General features: G+C 71.6%; 22 protein-coding genes. 12 read left to right on the forward strand and 10 right to left on the reverse strand.

All coding sequences use genetic code 11. The annotated features are described in order from the left end of the window. Window positions 1-12 precede the first annotated feature (12 nt). Window positions 13-1,167 carry an ArsA-related P-loop ATPase gene (locus tag ACFY12_RS24415; protein WP_390718012.1) on the reverse strand — a complete coding sequence of 385 codons (1,155 nt, stop codon included), beginning with the start codon at window positions 1,165-1,167 and terminating at the stop codon, window positions 13-15. A gap of 1,252 nt (window positions 1,168-2,419) precedes the next feature. Here ACFY12_RS24415 and ACFY12_RS24420 point away from each other — a divergent pair. The 4 genes from ACFY12_RS24420 to ACFY12_RS24435 all read left to right on the forward strand — a co-directional run bounded on the left by ACFY12_RS24420 (window position 2,420) and on the right by ACFY12_RS24435 (window position 5,326). Beyond that, a complete protein-coding gene (locus ACFY12_RS24420) occupies window positions 2,420-2,590 on the forward strand; it encodes a DUF4177 domain-containing protein (protein WP_390718013.1) in 171 nt (56 codons plus the stop codon). Further along, entirely contained in the window at window positions 2,587-3,051 is a 465-nt protein-coding gene (locus tag ACFY12_RS24425; RefSeq protein ID WP_390718014.1) for a RidA family protein, read from the forward strand. The genes ACFY12_RS24420 and ACFY12_RS24425 overlap by 4 nt, the downstream gene beginning before the upstream one ends. A gap of 227 nt (window positions 3,052-3,278) precedes the next feature. Continuing rightward, window positions 3,279-4,490 (forward strand): NUDIX hydrolase, encoded by a 1,212-nt coding sequence (locus ACFY12_RS24430; protein ID WP_390718015.1) that lies wholly within the window; start codon window positions 3,279-3,281, stop codon window positions 4,488-4,490. After that, window positions 4,487-5,326: an MBL fold metallo-hydrolase gene (locus ACFY12_RS24435; RefSeq protein ID WP_390718016.1), complete on the forward strand. Its 840-nt coding sequence runs from the start codon at window positions 4,487-4,489 to the stop codon at window positions 5,324-5,326. Before ACFY12_RS24430 ends, ACFY12_RS24435 begins: the two co-directional genes overlap by 4 nt. A gap of 120 nt (window positions 5,327-5,446) precedes the next feature. Here ACFY12_RS24435 and ACFY12_RS24440 read toward each other — a convergent pair whose 3' ends face one another. Next, on the reverse strand, window positions 5,447-6,121 hold the full coding sequence (locus ACFY12_RS24440; RefSeq protein WP_003981529.1) for a Crp/Fnr family transcriptional regulator: 675 nt from the start codon (window positions 6,119-6,121) through the stop codon (window positions 5,447-5,449). Between the two features lie 418 nt (window positions 6,122-6,539). Here ACFY12_RS24440 and nth point away from each other — a divergent pair, with 418 nt between their 5' ends. The 3 genes from nth (at window position 6,540) to ACFY12_RS24455 (ending at window position 9,507) form a co-directional block, all read left to right on the forward strand. Next, window positions 6,540-7,469 carry an endonuclease III gene (gene nth / locus ACFY12_RS24445; RefSeq protein ID WP_390718017.1) on the forward strand — a complete coding sequence of 310 codons (930 nt, stop codon included), beginning with the start codon at window positions 6,540-6,542 and terminating at the stop codon, window positions 7,467-7,469. 78 nt (window positions 7,470-7,547) lie between these two features. Then, the gene (locus ACFY12_RS24450; RefSeq protein ID WP_390718018.1) at window positions 7,548-8,294 is read left to right on the forward strand and encodes an NUDIX hydrolase; all 747 of its coding nucleotides are present in this window, start codon (window positions 7,548-7,550) and stop codon (window positions 8,292-8,294) included. Window positions 8,295-8,307: 13 nt separating this feature from the next. Then, window positions 8,308-9,507, forward strand: coding sequence for a MarP family serine protease (locus tag ACFY12_RS24455; protein ID WP_390718019.1), 1,200 nt, complete (start codon window positions 8,308-8,310; stop codon window positions 9,505-9,507). Between the two features lie 111 nt (window positions 9,508-9,618). On the opposite strand, the gene ACFY12_RS24460 is transcribed toward ACFY12_RS24455, so the two are convergent. From ACFY12_RS24460 to ACFY12_RS24490, 7 genes are all read right to left on the reverse strand, one after another. Then, window positions 9,619-9,816 (reverse strand): hypothetical protein, encoded by a 198-nt coding sequence (locus ACFY12_RS24460; protein ID WP_066931205.1) that lies wholly within the window; start codon window positions 9,814-9,816, stop codon window positions 9,619-9,621. A 237-nt stretch (window positions 9,817-10,053) separates the two neighbouring features. Next, on the reverse strand, window positions 10,054-10,992 hold the full coding sequence (locus ACFY12_RS24465) for an alpha/beta fold hydrolase (RefSeq protein WP_390718020.1): 939 nt from the start codon (window positions 10,990-10,992) through the stop codon (window positions 10,054-10,056). Next, window positions 10,989-11,447 (reverse strand): phage holin family protein, encoded by a 459-nt coding sequence (locus ACFY12_RS24470; RefSeq protein WP_390718021.1) that lies wholly within the window; start codon window positions 11,445-11,447, stop codon window positions 10,989-10,991. Before ACFY12_RS24470 ends, ACFY12_RS24465 begins: the two co-directional genes overlap by 4 nt. 44 nt (window positions 11,448-11,491) lie before the next feature. After that, entirely contained in the window at window positions 11,492-12,886 is a 1,395-nt protein-coding gene (gene nhaA / locus ACFY12_RS24475) for a Na+/H+ antiporter NhaA (protein WP_390718022.1), read from the reverse strand. A gap of 380 nt (window positions 12,887-13,266) precedes the next feature. After that, window positions 13,267-15,252 (reverse strand): acetate--CoA ligase, encoded by a 1,986-nt coding sequence (gene acs, locus ACFY12_RS24480; RefSeq protein WP_390718023.1) that lies wholly within the window; start codon window positions 15,250-15,252, stop codon window positions 13,267-13,269. Between the two features lie 148 nt (window positions 15,253-15,400). Next, window positions 15,401-17,773, reverse strand: coding sequence for a SulP family inorganic anion transporter (locus ACFY12_RS24485; protein WP_390718024.1), 2,373 nt, complete (start codon window positions 17,771-17,773; stop codon window positions 15,401-15,403). 311 nt (window positions 17,774-18,084) lie between these two features. Then, window positions 18,085-19,071 carry an ATP-binding protein gene (locus ACFY12_RS24490; protein WP_390718025.1) on the reverse strand — a complete coding sequence of 329 codons (987 nt, stop codon included), beginning with the start codon at window positions 19,069-19,071 and terminating at the stop codon, window positions 18,085-18,087. Window positions 19,072-19,172: 101 nt separating this feature from the next. Here ACFY12_RS24490 and ACFY12_RS24495 point away from each other — a divergent pair, with 101 nt between their 5' ends. Beyond that, complete coding sequence (locus ACFY12_RS24495; RefSeq protein WP_390718026.1) at window positions 19,173-20,030, forward strand: oxidoreductase; 858 nt, start codon at window positions 19,173-19,175, stop codon at window positions 20,028-20,030. Between the two features lie 419 nt (window positions 20,031-20,449). Here the strand turns inward: ACFY12_RS24495 and ACFY12_RS24500 are convergent, their stop codons facing one another. Next, window positions 20,450-21,352 (reverse strand): HAD family hydrolase, encoded by a 903-nt coding sequence (locus tag ACFY12_RS24500; protein ID WP_390718027.1) that lies wholly within the window; start codon window positions 21,350-21,352, stop codon window positions 20,450-20,452. 503 nt (window positions 21,353-21,855) lie between these two features. On the opposite strand from ACFY12_RS24500, the gene ssd reads away from it, so the two are divergent. From ssd to ACFY12_RS24520, 4 genes are read left to right on the forward strand one after another with little or no spacing between them, the layout of a single operon-like run. Beyond that, window positions 21,856-23,106: a septum site-determining protein Ssd gene (gene ssd, locus ACFY12_RS24505; protein ID WP_390718028.1), complete on the forward strand. Its 1,251-nt coding sequence runs from the start codon at window positions 21,856-21,858 to the stop codon at window positions 23,104-23,106. Between the two features lie 50 nt (window positions 23,107-23,156). Further along, window positions 23,157-24,383: a TadA family conjugal transfer-associated ATPase gene (locus tag ACFY12_RS24510; protein ID WP_390718029.1), complete on the forward strand. Its 1,227-nt coding sequence runs from the start codon at window positions 23,157-23,159 to the stop codon at window positions 24,381-24,383. Continuing rightward, entirely contained in the window at window positions 24,380-25,345 is a 966-nt protein-coding gene (locus ACFY12_RS24515; protein ID WP_390718030.1) for a type II secretion system F family protein, read from the forward strand. The genes ACFY12_RS24510 and ACFY12_RS24515 overlap by 4 nt, the downstream gene beginning before the upstream one ends. After that, window positions 25,342-26,160 (forward strand): type II secretion system F family protein, encoded by an 819-nt coding sequence (locus ACFY12_RS24520; protein ID WP_390718031.1) that lies wholly within the window; start codon window positions 25,342-25,344, stop codon window positions 26,158-26,160. Before ACFY12_RS24515 ends, ACFY12_RS24520 begins: the two co-directional genes overlap by 4 nt. Window positions 26,161-26,163: the final 3 nt, after the last annotated feature.

Genomic DNA, 26,163 nt, shown 5'->3' on the forward strand with positions numbered 1-26,163 from the left:
AGGTCATCGAGGTCATATGGGCCCCTGTTTCCGCAGGTCTCTCGCCAGTCGGTAGAGCCCGGCGAGGTCCACTCCCTCGGGGAGCAGTTCCAACTCGTAGGTGGGCAGGCCGAGCGCGGTCAGCTCGGCATGTTCGGCGCGTTCCAGCTCGACCCGCTGGGCGTGCTCCCGTGCCTGCTCCAGCAGCGGGTCGATCAGCCGGTCGGCCCACCCGTCACCCGCCACCGCCCCGGCCGGAAGCGCTTCGCGCTGCCCCTTCTGCCCTTGCCTCCTCTTCTGCCCCTGCTCTCTCTCCTGGCCCTTCCTGTCGCCGCCGCGGTGGGCGGTTCCGAGGCCTGCTCGGGAGAGCGCCTTGGCGACGCCCGTACGAGCGCTGCGGGCGGTGAGGGTGTCGAGGTCGCCATTGTCCAGCAGAGCCGGGCGGGTCATGTTGATGACGATGCCGCCGACGGGGATGCCGGCCGCACGCAGCTCCGCGACGCCGTCCGCGGTCTCCTGGACCGGCATCTCCTCCAGGAGTGTCACCAGATGCACCGCGGTCTCCGGTGATTTGAGGACCCGCATCACGGCCTGTGCCTGATTGTGGATCGGGCCGATCTTCGCCAGGCCGGCGACCTCGTCGTTGACGTTCAGGAAGCGGGTGATGCGGCCGGTCGGCGGGGCGTCCATCACCACCGCGTCGTAGACGAATTTGCCGTTTTTGTCCTTGCGGCGCACCGCTTCGCACGCCTTGCCGGTCAGCAGGACGTCCCGCAGGCCCGGGGCGATGGTCGTGGCAAAGTCGATCGCACCGAGTTTCTTGAGGGCTCGGCCGGCGCTGCCGAGCTTGTAGAACATCTGGAGGTAGTCCAGGAGGGCGCGTTCGGCATCGATGGCCAGTGCGTGGACCTCGCCTGCCCGCCGTGCGCCGGTCCGAAGAGATTCCCCGCCGGGCTCTGTCCGGGGCTGGCCCCAGGGCGATGCGCCTTCCGACGCGGGACCCACCGCGATCTTGCGCTCCTCGTATGGAAGCGCCTCGGTCTCGAACAGCTGGGCAATGCCCTGCCGGCCCTCGACCTCGACCAGGAGGGTACGGCGCCCCTCGGCGGCGAGGGCGAGGGCGAGGGCGGCGGCGACCGTGGTCTTGCCGGTACCGCCCTTGCCGCTGACGACATGGAGCCTGCTCACGTCAAGGAGCCTAACCAGTGCGCGTCGCGGGTACGCACCGGATACACCTGACAAGTCCCTGAGATCTGCCCGCGAACTGTCCGGGACAGGTCAGGGGCGGGGCGGGGGAGGCTCAGGGATGTGCCGTAGGGGACCGGGTTCGTCCCTGGCCGGTGGGGTGGACCGCCAGCCGGATGTGTCCAGGCGGGGTGCTGGGCGCTTGGTGCTGGTGAGGGAACTCACAGTCGAGCAGGTGTCGGCGGGACCCCATAGGAAGAACGATCGCGGCGTGACGGTGGGCCACCTGACCCGGTTCGTCGCCGACCTGGTCGACGAGGTGCTCGGTCTGTCACCGGGGCAAAAGCCCTCGTGCGGTCAACTCCGGGCCGTCCGTCCCGCATGTTGGTCTCTCACAGACCGTGGAACCTTTGCAGAATCCGAACCGCTCTCACGCATCGGTCTTTCTCCTCGGTCTTTCTCCCGATATGGCTGAGGTCATCCCTCCATGGTCACAGCTCTGGCCATATGCATAGCCGCCTCACTGGATCAGCGCGGCGTGGTGGACGAGCGGATAGGCGAGGCTAATGGGGATAGGGCGAGGCTAATTGGGTGAGCGTACGTGACCGGCGTGCTCGGCTTGGAGTTCCTCAGGTATGTCCACATGTCGTACCATCGCCGTACTGGGAGTCACACTGGCATCCATCGGGGCGGGAATCATTACGGCGACCCCCGCGTCCGCCGGTGGCCTTATCGATTTCCTCTCCCCAGCCGTGAACAACTCATGCGCCGACAAGTACTCGGGCGTGCACAACACGGGCCACCCAGCCCGTGGCAGCGGAGCAGGTAACGGCAACTTCGCCGAGCTTCCGATCTCGGGTTCCATCATTCAATGTGGCGGTACAGACTTGCCCAACCTCTTTCGCCCCCAGCAATTGAGGAGTGAATACTGAGGCCGCTTGCCCTTATGTGACAGGCCAGGAAATGTGCCTCTTTCGGCGAACGATGTATCAGTCCTTGATTTCAGTGCCGGCCAGCCACTCGGCAGCCAGATGTCATGGGCAACTCTCCCGGCAATGGAAAGCGAGGGTCGGCCGCCTGGTCGCCCTTCTTGGGGTTGTGCCCGGTGGGGGCGTGCGCAGAAGTACGAGCCGCCGACGGGGCGTTGTGAGGAGTTGGCTCCTTTGGGGCGCCTGCCCCGTTCTCACAGCCGTGGGACGGGCGCTCGTATGCTGCTGCGTGAATCGTCATGCCGCCGACTACCTCGGGAGAGACCATGGGCACCCCGTGCCGAAAGTATGAATACGCGACCGTGCCGCTGCTCGTGCACGCGACGAAGCAGATTCTGGACACCTGGGGCGAGGACGGCTGGGAGCTGGTCCAGTGCGTGCCGGGCCCGAACAACCCCGAGCAGCTGGTGGCCTACATGAAGCGGGAGAAGGCGTGAGCGCCGTAGAGGACAAGATCGCAGCGCTCGGGCTCAAACTGCCGGAGGTCGTGCCGCCGCTGGCCACGTACCAGCCCGCGGTGCGCTCCGGCTCGTACGTCTTCACCTCCGGCCAGCTGCCGATGGTGGACGGTGCGCTGCCGGCCACCGGCAAGGTCGGTGCCGAGGTCAGCCCGGAGCAGGCCAAGGAACTCGCCGCGACCTGCGCGCTCAACGCGCTGGCCGCTGTGAAGTCCGTCATCGGCGACCTCGACAAGATCCAGCGGGTCGTCAAGGTCGTCGGCTTCGTGGCTTCCGCGCCGGACTTCACCGGACAGCCGGGCGTCGTCAACGGCGCCAGCGAGCTGCTCGGCGAGATCCTCGGCGTCAAGGGTGTGCACGCCCGGTCGGCGGTCGGCGTGGCGGTGCTGCCGATCGACGCGCCGGTCGAGGTGGAGATCCAGGTCGAGGTGGCGGAGTAGCGGCTTCGTTGCGGCCACTTCGCCATAGCCGCTGCGTGTCGCGCGTTCGCTTCCACTGCCCCCTCCCTTTCGGGAAGGGGCAGTGGCCCTTTCGGGGAAGGGGCAGTGGCGCGAGCGCGGCGAGCCGGGCCTCGCGCTCAGCAGCGGAGAGGCGCCCGCCCGCCCCGTCAACCACCGGCTCGAAAGTGGCCCTCGAACATCCCCGTGCGAGCGCATAGCATCCGGCCATGTCGTCGACGACCAATGGCCAGTGGTACCCGCCGGAGTGGCCTGACCGCATCCGGGCGCTCGCGCGCGGTGAGCTGGCGCCTGCCGAGCCCCGTCGGGCCGCGACCGTCCTGCTGCTGCGGGACCCGGAGGAGTCGCAGGAAGCGGGGGTGTGGGGATCCGGCGGTGGCCCTGCCGTCCACATGCTGCGGCGGCGCACCTCCATGGCCTTCGCCGGGGGCGCGTACGCCTATCCGGGTGGTGCCGTCGACCCACGGGACGAGCGTCCGGTGGCCTGGGCCGGGCCCTCGCTCGCCCAGTGGGCGGTCCGTATGGGCGTCGATCCGGGCACCGCGCAGGCCATCATCTGCGCGGCGGTCCGGGAGACGTTCGAGGAGGCGGGTGTGCTGCTCGCCGGCACCTCGGCCGACACCGTTGTCGCGGACACCACGGGCGAGGAGTGGGAGGCGGACCGCGCCGCCCTGGTTGCCCATGAGCTGTCCTTCGCCGACTTCCTTGGGCGTCGCGGCCTGGTCCTGCGCTCCGATCTGCTGGGTGTGTGGGCGCGCTGGATCACTCCGGAGTTCGAGCCCCGGCGCTACGACACCTGGTTCTTCGTCGCCGCGCTGCCCGAGGGCCAGCGCACTCTTCCCCAAGGTGCGCCGATCAGCTCCGGGGCCGGGTCCGGAGCCGGGTCCGGAGCCGGAGCCGGGGGGACGCCTGTCACGTCTGACGCGGCCGCTTCATCCGCTTCATCCGCCTCATCTGCCGCGTCCGCCGTGTCTTCAGAGGCGGACCTCGCCGTGTGGATCCGCCCCGAGGAGGCCGCGGCCGGCTACGACCGGGGCGAGTTGCTGATGATGCCGCCGACGATCGCGACCCTGCGCGCGATCCAGCCGTACGCCACCGCCGCCGAGGTGCTGGCCGCCGCGGAGGGCCAGGACCTGACGCCGGTGCTGGCTCAGGCACGCCTGGTGGGTGGCGAGATCGTGTTGAGCTGGCCGGGGCACGATGAATTCACCAAGCACATCGGATTCACGCAGCACACCCAATCCGCCGAGCACACCCAAACCACTGAGCGCGCCCAATCCGCCGAGCGCACCCGATCCGCCGAGCCCACCGAATCCACCGGGCACAGCGCGCGGACCGACACAGACGGTGGCGCCGCCGGAAACGGCGCAGCCGACGGCCCTTCAGGCGCCGCTCGTACCCAGGGAGGGACCCCCACATGACCGAAGCAGCCGCCCTCCCGGGCCAGCCCCGTGGCGGAGCGATCTCCGGGCCGGCCACCGCGCGCGCCCACTGTGTGCTCGCCCCGAACCCGTCGGCGATGACGCTGGACGGCACCAACACCTGGATCGTCGCGGAGCCGGACTCCGACCTCGCCGTCGTCATCGACCCGGGGCCGCTCGACGAGGGCCACCTCAGGGCCGTCATCGACACCGCCGAGCGGGCCGGCAAGCGCATTGCGCTGACGCTGCTGACCCACGGTCACCCGGACCACGCCGAGGGGGCCGCCCGGTTCGCCGAGCTGACCCATTCGGCTGTACGGGCGCTGGATCCGGCCCTGTGCCTCGGTGACGAGGGGCTGGCGGCGGGCGATGTCGTCACCACTGGCGGTCTGGAGCTGCGCGTGGTGCCCACACCGGGGCACACCGCGGACTCACTCTGCTTCCACCTCCCCGCCGACCGCGCGGTGCTGTCCGGTGACACGATCCTGGGACGCGGCACCACCGTGGTGGCACACCCCGACGGGCGGCTGGGCGACTACCTGGACTCGCTGCGCCGACTGCGCTCGCTCACGGTGGACGACGGGGTGGCGACCGTCCTCCCGGGGCACGGGCCGGTGCTGAACGACGCCCAAGGGGCGGTGGAGTTCTATCTGGCGCACCGTGCCCACCGGCTGGCCCAGGTGGAGACCGCGGTCGAGGCCGGCCATCGCACGCCCGCCGAGGTCGTCGCGAACGTGTACGCCGACGTCGACCGGTCCCTGTGGCCGGCGGCCGAGCTTTCGGTACGTGCGCAGCTTGACTACCTGGGGGAGCACGGGCTGATCGACGGCGCGTAGTGGCGAAGGGCGCCGGGCGTGAAGGCGTGAAGGCGTGAAGGCGCGAAGGTGAAGAGCCTCTCCGGGCCCATGGCGAAGGGCCCCGCCGGAGCGGGGCCCTGGGGCCGTTTGCGGGCCGGGTCAGCGGGAGCGCTTGGCCAGCCGCTCGACGTCCAGCAGGATCACGGCGCGCGCCTCCAGGCGCAGCCAGCCGCGGCCGGCGAAGTCCGCGAGCGCCTTGTTGACCGTCTCGCGCGAGGCGCCGACCAGTTGGGCCAGCTCTTCCTGCGTCAGGTCGTGCACGACGTGGATGCCTTCCTCGGACTGCACACCGAAGCGGCGCGACAGGTCGAGCAGGGCGCGCGCCACGCGGCCCGGTACGTCCGAGAAGACCAGGTCGGACATCTGGTCGTTGGTCTTGCGCAGTCGGCGGGCGACCGCGCGCAGCAGGGCCGTGGCGACCTCGGGGCGGGCGTTCAGCCATGGCTGAAGGTCTCCGTGGCCCAGGCCGAGCAGCTTCACCTCGGTCAGCGCGGTGGCGGTGGCGGTGCGCGGGCCCGGGTCGAAGAGGGAGAGCTCGCCGATCAGCTCTCCGGGGCCGAGCACGGCGAGCATGTTCTCCCGGCCGTCGGGGGAAGTGCGGTGCAGCTTTACCTTGCCCTCGGTGACCACGTAGAGGCGGTCGCCGGGGTCCCCTTCGTGGAACAGGGCGTCGCCGCGGGCGAGCGTGACCTCTCCCATCGAGGCGCGCAGCTCGGCCGCCTGCTCGTCATCGAGCGCCGCGAAGAGCGGTGCGCGCCGCAGAACGTCGTCCACGAGATCTCTCCTTGTCGACATGCTCCGGGGGACTGTGGTCCCCATCATGCCGGAATGCAAAACAGTGCGATCAATCACAAGTTTGCCGGACCGGTGGCCTCAGCCATAAGGCAGGGGGCCGATTGGGGTGACGAATAACGGTGATCAAGCCGGATGTCAGTGGGTGGCCTTAGTCTGGCCGAGTGTCCAATACGCCGGTGAGAGCAGAGGACTGGGGGCCGGACGGGTGAGTACACGGCGTGATTCCGCTGTGGGCGAACAGGCGTCCGGCGGATCGTCCGATTCGGATAAAAGTAGCAAATCGCCCCCCGGGGCGACGGGCAACCGGAAGTCGATCGTCCGGAGGTCCGGCGCGTCGCGGGCGACGGCGCAGGACACCAGCCCGGAAGGCACGACCTTGGCAGGGAAGAAGGCCGCCGTGAACGAGACCCCTGAGAAGCCGTCGGCGGCCAAGAAGGTCGCCCGGAAGACCGTCAAGAAGGCAACCACCACGAAGACCGCCACCGCGAAGACGGCAGCCAAGAAGGCCCCCACCGCGAAGACCGCCACCAAGAAGACGCCCGCCCGCAAGCCCGAGTCGCGGGTCGCCATGGTGCGCCGCGCCCGCCGGATCAATCGCGAGCTGGCCGAGCTGTATCCGTACGCCCACCCCGAGCTGGACTTCACCAACCCCTTCGAGCTGCTGGTCGCGACGGTGCTGTCCGCGCAGACCACCGACCTGAGGGTCAACCAGACCACCCCGCGGCTGTTCGCGCTCTGCCCGACGCCCGAGGACATGGCCGCGATGCCCCCGGAGAAGCTGGAGGAGCTGATCCGGCCCACCGGCTTCTTCCGGGCCAAGGCGAAGTCGCTGCTGGGCCTGTCCGCGGCGCTGCGCGACCGCTTCGGCGGCGAGGTGCCCGGCCGCCTGGAGGACCTGGTCACGCTCCCCGGGGTGGGCCGCAAGACCGCCAATGTGGTGCTGGGCAACGCCTTCGGCGTACCGGGCATCACGGTGGACACCCACTTCGGCCGTCTCGCGCGTCGCTTCGGCTGGACCACCCACCAGGACGCGGAGAAGGTCGAGGCGGACGTCGCCGAGATCTTCCCCAAGAGCGAGTGGACGATGCTGTCGCACCGCGTCGTCTTCCACGGCCGCCGCGTCTGCCACTCCCGCAGGCCCGCCTGCGGGGCCTGCGCCATCGCCCCGCTCTGCCCCGCCTACGGCGAGGGCGAGACGGACCCGGAGAAGGCCAGGAAGCTGCTCAAGTACGAGCTCGGCGGCCAGCCGGGGCAGCGGCTGAAGCCGCCGGCCGGCTATCCGGGGCAGCCCGCGCCGCCGATGGCGCCCCCGGTGAGCGCGTCATGATCGCGTCCGCGGTGCGCCTGAGGCCTGACCGCGCCATCGCACCATCCCACCATCGAAGCCAGGCCTGAGGGGGCGCGTATGAGGAGCGCACGGGAGCAGCGGTACGGGGAGGAAGCGGAGCCCCGTGGTCCGGCGGGGGGCGACGAGGCCGCGGCGGCGGCCACGGTCGCGATCACGGCCGATGGCCTGCCCGAGTGGCTGGACCCGGTGGTGCGGGCGGCCGCCACGGTCGAGCCGCGTCAGCTCAGCCGTTTCCTGCCGCCCGAGAACGGCGGCCGGCAGTCCGCGGTGCTGATCCTCTTCGGCCACGGTCCGCGCGGCCCCGAGCTGCTCCTGATGGAGCGCGCCGGCACGCTGCGCTCCCACGCCGGCCAGCCCTCCTTCCCCGGTGGCGCGCTCGACCCGGAGGACGGCGACCCCGAGGGCCCCGGGCCGGTGCGGGCGGCGCTGCGTGAGGCCCGGGAGGAGACCGGCCTGGACCCGTCCGGTGTGCAGGTCTTCGGTGTGCTGCCGCGGCTCTACATCCCCGTCAGCGGCTTCGTGGTGACGCCGGTCCTGGGGTGGTGGCGGCGGCCGAGCCCGGTGGGCGCGGTCGACCAGGCGGAGACCGCCCGGGTCTTCACGGTTCCCGTGGCGGATCTCACGGATCCCGCCCATCGCGTGACCACCCGCCACCCGAGCGGCCACACCGGTCCGGCATTCCTCGTCGAGGACGCTCTGGTCTGGGGTTTTACGGCGGGTGTGATCGACCGCATCCTGCATTACGCGGGGTGGGAGATTCCGTGGGACCGCGACAAGCAGGTCCCGCTCGACTGGCGCTCGTGAGACGGTGTCCGGCGTGAACGTCCTGGACATTCTGCTGCTGCTCGCGGCCGTGTGGTTCGCGATCGTCGGCTACCGGCAAGGCTTCGTCGTCGGCATCCTCTCCGTGATCGGCTTCCTCGGAGGCGGGCTGGTCGCGGTGTACGTGCTGCCGGTGATCTGGAACGAGATCACGGGCGATGCCACCCCCGGCACCTTCGCGGCCATCGCCGCGGTCGCCATCGTGATCGTGTGCGCATCCGTGGGCCAGGCGCTCACCACCCATCTGGGCAACAAACTGCGCCGCCACATCACCTGGTCACCGGCGAGGGCCCTGGACGCGACCGGTGGCGCGCTGGTCAACGTGGTGGCGATGCTGCTGGTCGCCTGGCTGATCGGCTCCGCGCTGGCCGGTACGTCCCTGCCGACCCTCGGCAAGGAGGTCCGTAACTCCAAGGTGCTGCTCGGGGTGTCCCGGGTGATGCCCCAGCAGGCCGGCACCTGGTTCGCGGACTTCTCCTCGGTCCTCGCGCAGAACGGCTTCCCGCAGGTCTTCACGCCGTTCTCCAACGAACCGATCACCCATGTGCCGGCGCCCGATCCCCGACTGGCCACCAGCCCGGTGGCCGCTCAGGCCAAGCGCAGCATCGTCAAGGTCGTGGGCACGGCTCCCGGCTGCGGCAAGGTGCTGGAGGGCAGCGGCTTCGTCTTCGCGCGGCACCGCGTGATGACCAACGCCCATGTCGTGGGCGGGGTGAGCGAGCCGACCGTCCAGGTGGGCGGCGAGGGCCGGATGTACGACGCCACGGTCGTGCTCTACGACTGGGAGCGCGATATCGCGGTTCTGGACGTGCCCTCGCTCGACGCCCCCGCGCTGCGGTTCGCCGACGCGGACGCGAGCAGCGGCAAGAGCGCGATCGTCGCCGGCTTCCCGGAGAACGGCGGCTATGACGTCCGCGCGGCCCGTGTCCGGGCCCGTATCCAGGCCAACGGTCCGGACATCTACCACCGCGGCACGGTCGGCCGTGATGTCTACTCGCTCTACGCCACGGTCCGGCAGGGCAACTCCGGCGGTCCGCTGCTCACCCCTGAGGGCGAGGTCTACGGCGTCGTCTTCGCGAAGTCGCTGGACGACTCGCACACCGGTTACGCGCTGACCGCCGATGAGGTCCGTCAGGACGTCCTTAAGGGCCGTACGGCCCGTCAGCAGGTCGACAGCCAGGGCTGCGCGATCTGAGCGCGAGGAGCGCGGTCTGACGGGAAGCGGCCGTCCTCGGGGGCGCTCGGGGAGCTCGGGCGCTGGGGGGCGCGCCGTGCGGCTGACGGCGTGCGCCGGTGGGTGAGCGGCTCAGCCGCGGGGATGGCGCAGGCGCGCGCTCATCCAGCGCGCTCTGCGGCGCAGGATGCGCGGGATGCCCATCGGGTGCGCCGGCTCAGGGGACGTACCGGACTCGAAATCCGGTGTGCCCCTGTCCTGTGTGCCCACGGCAGCGGCGCTGCTGCGGCGGTTGCGTGCCACGTCACGGTAGTCGTGCGTCCAGCCCATACCCTCGACTCTGCCCGTGCCCCAAGGTCCGTAACCGCCGCGGGGACGGCCAATTGGCCTATGCGCCGGGCAAGTGGCCGTTCGTCAGGCGAGTGTTCGAGTCCGATGCGAACGGGTACCGCTGAGCGGTCCGGACCAACCGCTCAGCGTACGTCGGCGCCTGGTCGTACGGGACCGGACGACGGGAGTCCGACGACCGGAGTGTGAGGCCGGGGCCTGCCGGTCCGGTTCCGGGGCCTACCGGTCCGGTTCCGGATCCTTCAGCCAGTTGATCAGCTCGGTGGAGAACGCGACCGGGTCCTCCTCGTGGGGGAAGTGCCCCAGCCCGTCGAAGAGCCGCCACCGGTACGGCGCCTCGACGTACTCGCCGGAGCCCGCCGCGCTGCGGGTACGCATCACCGGGTCCAGCGAGCCGTGCAGATGCAGCGTCGGTACCCGTACGGGCAGCTTCATCCGCCGGTTGAACTGGATGCCGTCGGGGCGGGCCAGCGACCGCACCATCCAGCGGTACGGCTCGATCGAGCAGTGCGCCGTCGAAGGGATGCTCATCGCCCGCCGGTAGACCTCGATCGCCTCGTCGTACGGCGGCTGGGGCCCGGACCAGTCCCGGATCATCCGGCCCACCAGGGCCGCGTCGTCGGCGGTCAGCGCGCGCTCCGGCAGCCAGGGCCGCTGGAAGCTCCAGATGTGTGAACTGCGGGCGCTCTGCCGGACGTCGGCGAGCATCGCCGCGCGCCAGCGCCGGGGGTGCGGCATGGACTCCACCACGAGCCGGCGCACCAGCTTGGGCCGCATCACCGCCGCCGTCCAGGCCAGGTAGCCGCCCAGGTCGTGCCCGACGAGCGCGGCGTCCGGCTCACCCAGGGAGCGGATGACGCCGGTGATGTCCAGCGCGAGGTTCGCCGGGTCGTAGCCGCGCGGGGTGCGGTCGCTGCCGCCGACGCCCCGCAGGTCCATGGCGACCGCGCGGAAGCCCGCCTCGGCGAGCGCCGGGAGCTGGTGCCGCCAGGTCCACCAGAACTGCGGGAAGCCGTGCAGCAGCAGCACCAGCGGGCCGTCGCCCATCTCGGCGATGTGGAAGCGCGCGCCGTTGGCCGCGACGTCACGGTGCGACACCTCGTACCCGCCGGGGACGTCGACACGGACGACCGAGGCGGTGCTGTCGGCAGCTGTCATACCGATGAGCGTGTCACAGACTCCAGGACCGGGTGGTCCGCGGCGTCCACTCGGGGGTGTGGCTTGGCCTTCTGCAGGACGGCCGCGGTCTGCTTGGCGGAGTTGATGGACTTCTCCGGCTTCTTGATCTTCTTGAGCTTGGCGAGCGCGAGCAGGACCAGCAGACCGGCCAGGGCCAGGAAGGCGCCGCCCACGATCAGGAAGGACCAGGCGAGCCCCAGGCCGAGGTTGTGGATGCCGTACGCCGCCGCGAAACTCAGCACCGGCAGTGCGAACAGCGCCAGTGCGCCCGCCACGAGGAACGCGGCGCTGCCGATGCCCGCCCGCTTGGCGTCCTGCCGCAGCTCCGCCTTGGCCAGTGCGATCTCGTCGTGGACCAGTGCGGACATCTCGGCGGTGGCCGTGGCCACCAGCTGCCCGAGGCTGCGCTCCCCGCCCGCGTCGGCTGCGCTCATCGCCGTCTCCCTCTTCTCGTCACCCGGTTGCAAAGCCTCTCAGATCATGCCGGACCATCGTCGCCGGTGTGCATACCGGAGGCCACTTCGGCCCGCCGCCGGTGCTCGGCGGCCTTGGCCTCGTGGATCGCGGCCATCCGGAGGTGGTACTCCGGATTGTCGAGTTCGTAGATGTCGGGGATGCCGTCGAGGTCCTCGTCCCGCTCCTCGTCCTCGCAGAGCTTCCTGTACTTGGCGTTGCGGAGCTTGAGGAGGATGCCGGCGCAGACGGCCGCGAGCAGCGAGCCGATCAGCACCGAGGCCTTGATCTCGTCGGCCAGCGCCAGATCGTCGGTGAAGGCGAGTTCGCCGATCAGCAGGGAGACGGTGAAGCCGATACCGGCGAGGGACGCGACCGCGAAGACGTCCGGCCACTTGAGGTCGGGGTTCAGCTCGGCCTTGGTGAAGCGGGCGGTGCACCACGTACCGCCGAAGATGCCCACCGCCTTGCCCACCACCAGGCCGAGGACGACGCCGAGTGTCTCCGGCTGGGTGAACACGTCGTGGAGGGCGTTGCCGGATATCGCCACGCCGGCGGAGAACAGGGCGAACAGCGGCACCGCCAGTCCGGCCGAGATCGGGCGGACCAGGTGCTCGATGTGCTCGCCGGGGGAGTGCTTCTCGCCGTCATGGCGGTGGCAGCGCAGCATCAGGCCCATGGCGACACCGGCGATGGTGGCGTGCACCCCGCTGTTCTCCATCAGGGCCCAGATGACCACGGCGAGCGGGACGTAGACGTACCAGCCGCGGACACCCTTGCGCAGCAGCAGGTAGAAGAGCCCCAGGCCGGCGACGGCGAGGCCGAGCGCCACGAAGTTGATCTTCGAGGTGAAGAAGGTCGCGATGATCAGGATCGCGAAGAGGTCGTCGACGACGGCGAGGGTGAGCAGGAAGGCGCGCAGTGCGGACGGCAGGGACGTGCCGATGACGGCGAGCACGGCGAGTGCGAAGGCGATGTCGGTGGCGGTGGGGACCGCCCAGCCCTGCAGCGAGCCGCCGCCGATGGTGTTGACGGCGGTGTAGACGAGCGCCGGCACCGCCATACCGCAGACCGCGGCGATCACGGGGAGCGCGGCGGCCCGGCGATCCCGGAGTTCGCCGGCGACCAGTTCGCGCTTGAGCTCGATACCGGCCACGAAGAAGAAGACCGCGAGCAGGCCGTTGGCGGCCCAGTGCTGGATGGACAGGTCCAGGCCCAGGGAGGCCGGGCCGAGGTGGAAGCCGCGGACCGCCTCGTAGCTTCCGCCCATGGTGTTCGCCCAGATCAGGGCGGTCAGGGCGGCGACGAGGAGGAGGACGCCGCCGACCGTCTCGGTGCGCAGCGCGTCGGCTATGAAGTTCCGCTCGGGAAGCGACATGCGCCCGAGGAAGAGGGAGCGGCGGGGGGTGGGTGCAGTCATGTGCGGGACCTCCGGGCTTCGGCAGCTGCGTATGGCTGTGGCAGTTGCCGACCAGACTTCCCGGCGCACCCAGATCTTTACGCGTCGTTGACGCTGCTCCTACTTTACCGGGCTGGCCCGAAGCGCTATTCGGCGGTCTCACTTTACGGGCAATTCGGGCGGCTCTCAGGGCGTGGAGGCCGGCCGCCGGGCTGCGGGCGGGGTGGGGAGAGGGACTGGCAGGCGCCGGGCAGCGGGCCGCCGGGGGCTGCGGGCGCTGGGGCAGCGGAGAGCGCCGGAGCACGGCGGAGGGGCACCCCGGCCGCTGTGGCCCGGATGCCCCTCCGTCGCTCGTTCCGCTCCGTCCTCGCCGGTGCCTAGGCCCTGGCCTGGCGGCGGCGTCAGTCCTCGCTCGCGGCGCTCGGCAGCTTCGCCTGGATCAGGTCCATCACCGAGGAGTCGGTGAGCGTGGTCACGTCACCGAGGTCGCGGTTCTCGGCGACGTCGCGCAGCAGCCGCCGCATGATCTTGCCCGAGCGGGTCTTGGGCAGCTCCGCGACCGGCAGGATCCGCTTGGGCTTGGCGATCGGCCCGAGCTGCTTGGCGACATGCGCCCGCAGCTCCTCGACCAGGCTCCCCTCCGCGTCGGCGGAGGACGTCTCCGCCCCGGCCGCACCGCCGCGCAGGATGACGAAGGCGCAGATGGCCTGGGTGGTCTGCGGGTCGGTGGCGCCGACGACCGCGGCCTCGGCCACCTTCGGATGCGAGACCAGCGCCGACTCGACCTCGGTGGTGGAGATGTTGTGCCCGGACACCAGCATCACGTCGTCCACCCGGCCCAGCAGCCAGATGTCGCCGTCCTCGTCCTTCTTGGCGCCGTCGCCGGCGAAGTACTTGCCGTCGAAGCGTGACCAGTAGGTGTCGAGGTAGCGCTGGTCGTCGCCCCAGATCGTGCGGAGCATGGACGGCCAGGGCTCGGTCAGCACGAGGTAGCCGCCGGCCCCGTCCGGGACTTCGCGGGCCTCGTCGTCCACGACGGTGGCGGCGATACCGGGCAGCGGCAGCTGCGCCGAGCCGGGCTTGGTCTCCGTGACGCCCGGCAGCGGGCTGAGCATCATCGCGCCGGTCTCGGTCTGCCACCAGGTGTCGACGACCGGCGTCAGGTCGGCACCGATGTGCTTGCGGTACCAGACCCAGGCCTCGGGGTTGATCGGCTCACCGACGGACCCCAGGACGCGCAGGGACGACAGGTCGAACTTCGCCGGGATGTCGTCGCCCCACTTCATACAGGCGCGGATCGCGGTCGGCGCGGTGTACAGGATCGTCACGCCGTACTTCTGCACGATCTCCCACCAGCGCCCCTGGTGCGGGCTGTCGGGCGTGCCCTCGTAGAGCACCTCGGTCGCGCCGTTGGCGAGCGGGCCGTAGGTGATGTACGAGTGGCCGGTCACCCAGCCGACGTCGGCGGTGCACCAGTAGACGTCGGTCTCCGGCTTGAGGTCGAAAACCGCGTGGTGGGTGTACGCCACCTGGGTGAGGTAGCCGCCGGTGGTGTGCAGGATGCCCTTGGGCTTACCCGTGGTGCCCGAGGTGTAGAGGATGAAGAGCGGGTGCTCGGCGTCGAAGGCCTCGGGCGTGTGCTGGTCGCTCTGGCGCTCGACGAGGTCGTGCCACCACACGTCCCGGCCCTCGGTCCAGGCGACGTCCTGGCCCGTGCGGCGTACGACGAGGACGCTGCGGACGTTCTCCGTGCCGGGCTTGGCGAGTGCCTCGTCCACGGCGGGCTTCAGCGCGCTCGGCTTGCCCCGGCGGTAGCCGCCGTCGGCCGTGATGACGACCCGGGCGTCGGCGTCGTTGATACGGGTCGCCAGTGCGTCCGCCGAGAAGCCGCCGAAGACGACGGAGTGCGGGGCACCAAGGCGGGCGCAGGCGAGCATGGCGACGACCGTCTCCGGGATCATCGGCATATAGATCGCGACCCGGTCGCCTGCCTCAACGCCCAGCTCCGTCAGGGCGTTGGCGGCGCGGGAGACCTCGCGCTGCAGCTCGGCGTAGGTGAGGGCGCGGGTGTCGCCCGGCTCGCCCTCGAAGTGGATGGCGACCCGGTCGCCGAGGCCCGCCTCCACATGGCGGTCCACGCAGTTGTACGCGACGTTGAGCTTGCCGTCGGCGAACCACTTGGCGAACGGCGGGTTGGACCAGTCGAGCGTCTCGGTGGGCTCGCTCTCCCAGGTCAGGCGTTGTGCCTGGGTGGCCCAGAAGCCCAGCCGGTCCGCTGCGGCCTGTTCGTACGCCGCCGCCGTGACGTTGGCGTTCGCGGCCAGTTCGGCGGGCGGAGCGAAGCGCCGCTCCTCCTTCAACAGGCTGGCCAGGCTTTCGTTGCTCACAACTTCTCCCTTTCCCAGGGCGTCCGATGTGTCCCGGGCCATAGCTCATCAGCCCGCGGCCCGCGCTGACAAGGGCTGTGGAAAAGTATTGGTGTAGACCTGTGGGCAGGCGGTCCGTTCGGCGGGTGCGGGGAGGCGGCCGCGCAGGTCAGGCCGTCCGCGGAGCCGACTCGCCGCGGACCGCGCGGAACTGCCCGGTGGCCTCGTCGAGCAGGTACGCCTGGGCCTCGCCGACGTGGAAGTACATGCCGTGGAGCGTGAGCGTCCCTTCGGCCACCCGGCGGGCGACACACGCATGCGCCCGGAGGTGGTCGAGCTGCTGCCGGACGTTGACGAGCGCCAGCCGTTCCTGATCGTCGGTCACCGGTCGCCCGCTCAGGGCGACATCGCCCCGCCCCAGCCGGCCGATGCGCTGCATCCGCGCCAGGCTCGGCCGCCCGTGCCGCAGCCAGCGGGAGAGCGGCGTCGGCTGGTCCTCCTTCGGAGCGGCGGAGTCGAGCAGCGCCCCCATGGCGCCGCACCCGGAATGCCCGCACACCGTGATCGAGCCGACCCGCAGCACCTCCACCGCGTACTCGACCGCCGCACCCACCGAGTCGCATGAGGCGTCCGAACCGGGCGGCGGCATCAGGTTGCCGACGTTGCGCACGGTGAACAGATCGCCCGGCCCGCTGGACGTGATCATGCTCGTGACCAGCCGGGAGTCCGCGCAGGTGAGGAAGAGCTGGGTGGGCCGCTGGCCCTCGCGCGCCAGCCGGGCGAGCTCCTCCCGTACGAGCGGAGCCGTGTGGCGCTGGAACGCGCTGACCCCGCCCAGCAGTTGGCCGCCGCTGCTCTCCGGGGAGGCGGTGAGGTCCGGGGCGGGCCGGGTGCAGTGGTGATTGCGCCACGGCGTCCACGGTCGGCAGGAGTGCGAGCCGGCCGGCTCGGTGAGCGGGCGGCTCGCACGGCCCCCAAGGGTCACCCAGCCACCGTGCGCCCTATGGGCGTTGCTCCAGGACTGCAGTGCCTCGTACGCGGCATGGTCCATGAAGGATCCGCGCAGTTCGATGACCACCTCGGTGTGCGCCGGCACCAGCGCCAGTGCCCGGGTCAGCCGCGGCACCGCCAGAAACGTCAACTGCCCGCTGACGCACACCCGGTAGCCCTCGCCCTCCTGCGTCACCGTGACCCGGGTGTGGGTCAGCCGGCGCAGCGCCAGGAAGCCCGCGACCGCGATGCCCGTCAGTACGCCCTGGAAGACGCCGAAGAGGACGACCCCGCCCAAGGTGGCGGCGTACACCGGGAATTCGCGGTGCCGCTGCACATGGCGGATGTGCGCGAAGCTCACCATCCGTACGCCGACGACCATCACCAGCGCGGCGAGCGCGGCCAGCGGGATCAGCTCCAGAACGGCGGCCGACAGGCCCGCGCACAGCAGTACCCATACGCCGTGCAGCACGGTGGCGCGCCGGGTCGCCGCACCGGCTCGTACGTTGGCCGAGCCGCGGATCGCACCCCCGGAGACCGGCAGCCCGCCCAGGAGTCCGGAGACGGCATTGGCCACCCCCTGGCCGGCCAGTTCCCGGTTGAGCCGGGTGCGGCCCGTAGGGGCGTCCGGCCGCTCGGCCGCCAACCGGTCCACGGCCACCGCGGACAGCAGTGACTCCATACTGGCGACGAGGGTGACGGTCAGGACCGCGGCCGCGAGGGCCGGAACCGACGCGTCCGGCAGCGTGGGCAGCTCGGGCATCCCCCAGGACGGCAGCTCGACGCGCGGTACGGCCGCTCCCGCGCTCGCGGCCGTCGCGGCGAGCACCGCGGCCAGCGGGGCCGGCAGCACCCGCAGCCATCGGCCGACGCGGCCCGGCAGCCGCCCCCAGCCGGCCAGTACGGCGACGGTGGCGGCGCCGATCAGCAGGGCGGCCAGGTGCGGATGCGCCAACTGGCCGGGCAGTGCGGCGGTGTTGTCGAGCGCTGAGCTGTCCGGGCTGCCGCCGAGCACCACATGGAGCTGCCCGATGGCGATGGTGGCACCGATGCCGGCCAGTGTGCCGTGCACGATCGCCGGACTGATGGCCAGCGCCGCACGGGCCACGCGCAGGGCGCCCAGGGCGAGTTGGGCGAGTCCGGCCAGGACCGTGATGGCGCAGGTGGCCCGCCATCCGTAGTGCTGAACCAGGTCGGTGACGACCACCAGGAGGCCGGTGGCCGCCCCGCTCACCTGGAGCGGGGCGCCGCCGAGCAGTCCCGCGACGATGCCGCCGACGGCCGCGGCGACCAACCCGGCCTGTGGCGGGGCGCCGGTGGCCAGCGCGATGCCCAGGGACAGCGGGACGGCGAGCAGGAAGACGACGGCCGAGGCGGAGAGGTCCCGGCGGACGGCGGACCGGCCCGCCTTCCTCGTGCGGGGTTCCTCCCGGCGGGTACGCGGCCCAGGAGGGGGCTCAGGGGTCTCGCCGAGCGGGGTCTCGCCGAGCGGGGGCTCGGTGCGGTACGGGGCGCGCGGCGGCTGCGGCGGGGACTTCTCGATCTGCGGCATTCCCGTCTCCTCCGGGGCGACGCGATCGCGCGGGGCGTGATCGTGGGGCGGCGGTGTACTGCGGCGGGAGGCGAGCCGACCGGCGTGCGTCGCGGTGGGTGACGATCCGGTGACCCTCAAGCATCGGTAAATGGATCGTAATGACAGGTAAAGGGAGTGAGAAGTCTTTGCGGGCATTCGCCGCAATATGTCCCTCTATTGGGTGAATTTCAGGATGGTGTGGTTTTTGGGAAAACCTTTCCGGAGGTCCCTGCGCCTGGAGGGGTGGCCCGCAGACTCCGGGCCACCCTGGGCGCGCGCGGCGCGGCAGGTTACACAGGCTGCGGGGCGGCCGTTCCTTCGAAGAGTACGAAGGCGGGGTCGACCTGGGCGGCCAGGTCGACCCCGGTCTTCGCATTGCCCCAGCTCTCCGCGTTCTTGAGGTGGAAGTGCACCATCTGGCGCGTATAGCGCTCCCAGTCGCGCCGCCCGTAGGCCGCGTCCGCCGTGTCGTGCAGCGCCTCCAGGGCGCGGCGGGCGGCCTGCTCGAGGTAGGCGAAACGGGCCGGGCGGCCCTTCTCCATGGCGCGCACCCACTCGGAGTGCCCGACCGTCACCAGCAGGTCGTCGCCCACCTCCTCGCGCAGGAAAGCCACATCGTCCGGGCCCTGCACCTTGTTGCCCACCACCCTCAGGGCCACGCCGAAGTCCCGCGCGTACTCCTTGTACTGGCGGTAGACGGCGACGCCCTTACGGGTCGGCTCGGCGACCAGGAAGGTCATGTCGAAACGGGTGAACATCCCAGAGGCGAAGGAGTCGGAACCGGCCGTCATATCGACGACGACATACTCCTCGCGCCCGTCGACCAGGTGGTTCAGGCACAGTTCGACCGCGCCGACCTTGGAGTGGTAACAGGCCACCCCCAGATCGGACTCGGTGAACGGCCCGGTGGCCATCAGCCGGACGCCGGCGCCGTCGAGCTCCACCGTCCGCGCGCAGGCGTCGTAGACGGGGTTGTCCTCGCCGACGCGCAGCAGCCGCGATCCCTCCCCGGGCGGGGTGGTCTTGATCATGGCGGCGGCGGACGGGATCCGCGGGTTGCTCCCGCGCAAGTAGTCCTTGATCAGCGGGAGATGAGCGCCCATCGCGGGCAGTGCGGCGGCCTCCGCCTCGTCGAGGCCGAGCGCGGCGCCCAGGTGCTGGTTGATGTCGGCGTCCACCGCGATCACGGGGACCCGGGCCGCGGCGAGGTGCCGGATGAACAGGGAGGACAGGGTGGTTTTGCCGCTGCCGCCCTTGCCTACGAAAGCGATCTTCATGTTCACCAAGCGTAATGTCGATATTCCTCTGGGTGAGAGGTTTGCGTGAAGAAGACCACTCCTTCGAGGGGCCCGGCCCGGTGGTGCGTAGGGTCGTACCCATGGCTGGAATCTCCCGGGGGGCGTCCCCCGCACCCCCGCACCCGAGTGCCGATCCGCTGGCGACCCTGGCCTCGCTCCCGGGGGTCGCCGACTCCGTGGACGCCGTACGGAAGAGCGTCGACCGGGTCTACGGCCACCGGATCATGCGGCGTCGCAGCAATGAGGTCAGCGCCGAGGCGGCGCTGCGTGGAGCGCGCGGTTCCGCGGCGCTGGCCGGGGCCGACTGGGCGCTCGAAGAGCTGAGGCGCCGCACCGACTTCAGTGTCGAAGGGGAGCCGCGGACGGTCGGCGCGGCGCTGCGGCTGACCGCCGAGGCGGGCCAGCTGCTGAGCGTATGGCGGCAGTCGCCGCTGCGGGTGCTGGCGCGGCTCCATCTCGTGGCGGCCGGAAAGGAAGCGCCGGACGAGACCGTGGGGCGGCCCCGCCTGGCCGGTGAGCCGGTGGCCGAACCGCTCGTCGAACTGCCGCTGCCGGACGCCGAAGAGGTCGCCGGGCGGCTGGACGGCCTGTCGCGGCTCCTGCTCGCCGGTACCGAGGCGCCGGCCCTGGTGGCCGCGGCGGTGGTGCACGGCGAGCTGCTCGCGCTGCGGCCGTTCGCCTCGCACAACGGGCTGGTCGCCCGGGCGGCGGAGCGGATCGTGCTGGTCGGCAGCGGGCTCGACCCGAAGGCGATCTGCCCCGCCGAGGTCGGGCACGCCGAACTGGGCCGCGCGGCCTATGTCGCCGCCCTGGAGGGCTATGTCTCCGGCACCCCGGAGGGCGTCGCGGCATGGATCGCACACTGCGGGCGCGCGGTGGAACTCGGCGTACGGGAGAGCACCGCGGTCTGCGAGGCGCTGCAGCGCGGTGCGGCATAAGGCCGCGAAAGTGACGGCGCGGTGAAGGTCCGGATGCTGTCCGGGAATTCCGGAAGCTTTGCTTCATTCGCCCGGACCGGCGCCTTGAACGGCCGCCCGAACAGGTGTGAACGGCGCCTGAACAGGGTTGCGGCGGTACCAATCGGTGGTACCGCCGCTGGCATGTCCGCCGGGTTACCAAGCGTGCTCGAATATGTGCCCATCAGGTCGGAATCTTCGTCCGGTTACCTGGTGCGGCTGGCCCGTAATCGACGGGTCGGCGTCGCGTGGGTGCCTGGCATTCATGCATCGGTCCGTGGGCCACTTGCTGCGTTATAGGTGTTCCTCTCGGATGTCCTTGGTCACGCGGGCCGTCAAGTCCTTTGTACTCCTCGTGCCGGGGAAGCGGAACCCTGGGCCACAGATCTTTACGTTTGGCTTCAAACGCGGGCATTACGGGCGGTGTCCCGCTTACGGCCAATACCGCCGAGGCGCACCTTTGTGGATTTCCGGCGGCTCGCGTACCAGACCAGCGTCGCGGTGGCCATGGCCGCGCCCACCGCTGCCATGGCGGCGAGGGCCGGGCGCGAGGGCAGTGCCGGCAGCCGCTGCTTGAGCGGGACCGGGCGGTTGAAGGAGAGCACCGGCCACCCCCGCGCCACCGCCTCGCGGCGCAGCGCCCGGTCCGGATTGACCGCGAAGGGGTACCCGACCGCCGAAAGCATCGGGACATCGGTCGCCGAATCGCTGTACGCATAGCAGCGTTCGAGGTCATATCCCTCGGACGCGGCGAGCTCCCGGACGGCCTCCGCCTTGGTCGGTCCGTACGCGTAATACTCCACCTCTCCGGTGAAGCGGCCGTCCGCCCCGACGACCATACGGGTGGCCACCACGCGGTCGGCGCCGAGGAGCTCGCCGATCGGTCCGACGACCTCGGCGCCCGATGTGGAGACGATGACGACATCCCGTCCGGCGGCGTGATGTTCCTCGATGAGCGAGGCCGCCTCGTCGTAAATGATCGGGTCGATCAGATCGTGCAGAGTCTCGGCGACGATCTCCCGCACCTGGGCCACATCCCAGCCGCGGCACAGCGAGGAGAGATATTCACGCATCCGCTCCATCTGATCGTGATCGGCGCCGCCGGCGAGGAACACGAACTGCGCGTACGCGGTGCGCAGGACGGCCCGCCGATTGATCAGGCCGCCTTGGTAGAACGACTTGCTGAAGGTCAGCGTGCTCGACTTTGCAATGACGGTCTTGTCCAAGTCGAAGAACGCGGCGGTACGGGGAGTCGAGTGAGGCACGGAGTGGTTTTCCACGGGGCGAGCATAGGCGCCCACCATTCGGCGTAAGGTGTGGCGCGTGGGTTTGCCTGAGAAGGCTCTCGGGTACACCATGGAAGTCACGGATCGTTCGCGACCGTGCTAACCCGGTCCGGCTCCTCCCCCCCCGAGCCGGCCGTGGGGACGACCCCCGCTCTCCCCCCCGGCGGGGGTCGTCGCATGTCCGGGCGCATGTCCCGCCGCCGGACGCCGGTCAATCGCTCTTCTCGCCCGCGCGGCACCGTCGTCGCGGGCGTTCCGTTTTGGTTACCCATGGTAGTCAACATGCTGCTCTGGGGAACCCTCCTCATGAGTTCCCGGGAGCTTCACGGACGAGCCCCGCACGGCCCTCTCTTCTGCCCCAGAAGGGGCCGCCCGTCGCTGGAATAGGTGACGGGGATATCCACAGTCGCGAAGTTGTCCACAGATTCGAATCAAGATCCACTCGGATTTCCCGATCGCTGCATCGTAAAAGTCCGCGTGCTCGCGGAGGAGCGAGCCAGGCAGCGACAGGGGGACGGAACATGGCGGCGACCACACGATCGGCGCGACCGGCACGGAGCGGCGAGAACCGCGGCGGACCACTGATCATCACCGAGGACGAGCGCCTCCTCGACGATCTGCTGCGGCTGTGCGCCGCGGCCGGCACTCTGCCCGAAGCGGCACCGGGCCTGCCGGCCCATACGGGCGCCTGGCGGGCAGCCCCCCTCGTGATCGTCGGGGACGACTGCGCACACCGCCTGCACGGCGCATCGCGTCGGCCGGGCGTCATCCTCATCGGGCCGGACACGGACGACCGTGAGCCCTGGTGCCAGGCCGTCGCCATCGGGGCCGAGCGGGTCCTCGCCCTCCCCGAGGGCGAACACTGGCTGGTCGACCGGATCGCCGACGCGGTCGAGGGCGTCGGGCCGCCGGCCCTGACCGTCGGCGTCATCGGCGGCCGCGGCGGCGCCGGGGCGAGCACCCTGGCCGGCGCGCTGGCCGTCACCGCCGCCCGTACGGGCCGGCGCACCCTGCTCGTCGATGCGGATCCGCTGGGCGGCGGCCTGGATGTCCTGCTGGGCGGTGAGAAGGAGAAGGGGCTCCGCTGGCCGGCTTTCACCGAATCGCGCGGCCGGGTGGCCTGCGCCGCCCTGGAGGAATCACTGCCCCGGCTGCACTCCCTGCGGGTGCTCAGCTGGGACCGGGGCTCCGATGTGGCCATCCCGCCGCCCGCCATGCGCGCGGTCATGGCCGCGGCCCGCCGGCGTGGCGGCGTCGTGGTGGTTGACCTGCCCCGCCAGGTCGACGAGGCGACGGCGGAGGCGCTGGCCCAGGTGGACGTGGGTCTGCTGCTCGTCCCCACGGAACTGCGCGCGGTCGCGGCGGCCCAACGGGCGGCCGTCGGCGTACAGCGGGTGCTCACGGACCTCCGCGTCGTGGCCCGTGCCGCCCCGGAACGGCATGGCCACGGCCTGCCCCCGGCCGATATCGCCCGCCTCATGGACCTGCCCCTGGCCGGTGAACTGCCCTGGGAGACCGGCCTGTCGGCGGATCTGTCGCGCGGTGTTCCACCGGGAGCGCGGATGCGGGGCCCGCTGGCGCGGTTCTGCATGGAGTTCTGGGCACGGGCCGGGGCGGGCGAGGGCCGTGAGGGGAGTGGGGAAGCGGAGGGAGCCGCTCACGGTACGGGCTCGGCGGTGGGTGAGGGCTCGGTGGCCGGTGCGGCCGGTGCGGCCGGTGCGGCCGGTGCGGCCGGTCGCCGGGCGGAAGGCCGGGACGGGGGCTGGTCATGACACAGGGAACGGGAACGACGCAGGCAATCGGAACGACACGGGGGACGGGCATGACGCGAGGGCTGGATGCGACACGACGGCCGGCTACGGCGCGGCGGCTGGATACGAGCCGAGGGCCGGGGCAGGACCTGTTGGACGTGGTGCGCCGAAGGCTGGCCGAGAGCGGGGCGGAGCCGACACCGGCCCGGATGGCGGTGGCGCTGCGCGAGGAAGGCCGACTGCTGGGGGATGCCGAAGTGCTGGGCGTGGTGGCCGCGTTGCGGTCCGAGATGGTGGGCAGTGGGCCGCTGGAGCCGCTGCTGGCCGCGCCGGATGTGACGGATGTGCTCGTCACCGCACCGGACGAGGTGTGGGTCGACCGCGGCGCTGGCCTGGAACGTACGGACGTCCGCTTCCGGGACGCGGCCGAAGTCCGCAGACTCGCCCAGCGGCTGGCGGCGGTGGCCGGCCGGCGGCTGGACGACGCCCGGCCGTGGGTGGACGCCCGGCTCCCCGACGGCACCCGGCTGCATGCCGTACTGCCGCCGGTCGCGGTCGCCGGGACCTGCCTGTCCTTACGGGTGCTGCGGCCGCGCGCCTTCGGCCTCGCCGAGCTGGTGGCGGCCGGGACGGTCCCGCCGGGCGGCGACCGGCTGCTCAAGGCGATCCTGGCGGCCCGGCTGTCGTTCGTGATCAGCGGCGGCACGGGCGCGGGCAAGACCACTCTCCTCAGCACACTGCTCGGCCTGGTCGGCCCGGCCGAGCGGATCGTGCTCGCCGAGGACTCCGCGGAGCTGCGGCCGGACCACCCCCATGTCGTCCGACTGGAGACCCGCCCCGCCAACCAGGAGGGCGTCGGCCGGGTGACGCTACGGGATCTCGTACGGCAGGCGCTGCGGATGCGCCCGGACCGGCTGGTGGTCGGCGAGGTACGCGGCGCCGAGGTCACGGATCTGCTGGCCGCGCTCAATACGGGCCATGAGGGCGGCTGCGGCACGGTCCATGCCAACGCCGCATGCGATGTCCCCGCCCGTCTGGAGGCGCTCGGATCGGCCGCGGGCCTGGACCGTGCCGCGCTGCACAGCCAGTTGGCGGCCGCACTGTCGGTGGTGCTGCATGTCGTACGCAACCGGGCCGGTCGGCGCCGGATCGCCGAGCTCCATGTGCTGGAGCGGGACCGGGACGGCTTCGTGGTGACCGTTCCGGCCGCGGTCTGGAGCCCGGTCGGATTCCAAGAGGGGCGCGGCTGGGGGCGGTTGAGGCAACTATGCGAGCGGGGCGGGGGTGAGCTGCGGTGAGCGGGGCCGGGCTGGCGCTGTCGGCCGCGGTGTTCTGCGCGGGGGCCGCGGTCCGGCTGGCGGCCGCTGGGCGGGGCGAGACGCGGCGCCGAGCCCGGGCGCTCCTCGGGGGCGGCGGTGGTGAGCACCGGCCGGAGGGGTGGCGGGAGCGGCTGCCGGGCGAGGGGGCGCGGAAGCGGTGGTCGCGTCGGGCGGCCGAAGAGGGAGCCGTATCGCGAAGGATCCCAGGCGGGCCAGGCGGGCCAGGCGGCCTCGGGCGAGAGGTCTGGTGCCTGCCGGCGGGGCTGGTGCTGGGGGTGCTGGGCGAGTCCGTGCTGCCGTTGCTCGCCTCACCGGTGGCCGGGTACGTCGTGCGGCGTCGGCTGGCCGACCGTGCGGCGGAGCGGGCCCGGGACCGGCGGACCGCGGCGGTGATCAGGCTCTGCGCGGCAGTGGCGGGCGAGCTGCGGGCCGGCCGGCAGCCGGCCCAGGCCCTGCTCGCCACAGGGGCACCGGATCTCGGAACGGCGGGCGTGGCGCTGATGGCGGCCGCGCGCTACGGAGGAGACGTTCCCGGGGCGCTGCGTGCCGCGGCACGGCTGCCAGGCGCCGCGGGCCTGACCGGGGTGGCGGCGTGCTGGCAGGTGGCGGTCGAGGGCGGCGCGGGACTCGCCTCCGGGCTGGAACGGATCGCGGCCGGCCTCCGTGCCCGGCGAGACCAACGCGAAGACCTCAAAGCCCAGTTGGCGGGCCCGAGGGCCACCGCGCTGATGCTCGCGCTGCTTCCGGCGGGCGGACTCCTGATGGGCGGCGCACTGGGTGCTGCCCCGCTGCGGGTTCTGCTGCACACGCCGGTCGGCTGGGTCTGTTTGGTGACCGGTGGGCTCCTGGAGTGGGGCGGGATGGTCTGGACGGCCCGGATCGTCGCGCAAGCGGAAGGCGCGGAAGGCGCGGAAGGTACAGAGGGAGCGGGAGCGGCATGAGTGGGGAAGTTGTCCACAGGGTGGGGATGGCGCTCGCCGCCCTGTTGGCGGTGGTGTGGGCCCTGGCGCTGGTACGGGAGCGGTACCGCGAGCGGACCGTACGGCGACGGGTGCCGGCGGTATGCGGCACCGGTGCCGGACGGGCTGTTGGCGGACGGGGCGGTCGTGGCCGGAACGGTCATGAGCGGAACGGTCGTGGACAGGGCGGCGGCGGGCCACAGGCCTGGGCTCTGCCCCTGGCGGCAGCCGGTTTCGCGACCATCCTCGTCGGTGGGGTGCCCGGTGTCCTCGCGGGACTCGCCGCGGGCCTCGGTGCGTACCGCTGGCTGCGTCACCAACAGCGTACGGAGGCAGCGCGGTTGACGGCCGGGCGGATACGCACGGAACTGGCGCCGGCCGGCGACCTGCTGGCGGCATGCCTCGCCGCGGGGGCCGGTCCACGGGAGGCCGCCGAGGCGGTGGGCCGCGCACTCGACGGCCCGGTCGCAGAACGGCTTCGCCAGGTGGCGGCGGAGCTCCGGCTGGGCGGCGATCCAGCCGTCGTATGGCCGCAACTGGCCGCCCTCCCCGGGGCCGAGGGGCTGGCCCGCTGTATGGAGCGCGCCGCGACAGCCGGGGTTCCGGCCGTCGATCCGGTCTCCCGCGTCGCAGCCGAACTCCGGGCTGAGCAGGCCAGAACGGTGGCCGCACGGGCCCGGCGGGCCGGGGTGCTGGTCACCCTCCCGCTGACGGTGTGCTTTCTGCCGGCCTTCCTGGTGCTCGGGCTGGTCCCGGTGCTGATCGGCCTGGCCGGCGCCCTGATGGGACGTGGCTGATCC

It is taken from the genome of Streptomyces sp. NPDC001339, from assembly GCF_042895955.1.
Classification (GTDB): domain Bacteria; phylum Actinomycetota; class Actinomycetes; order Streptomycetales; family Streptomycetaceae; genus Streptomyces.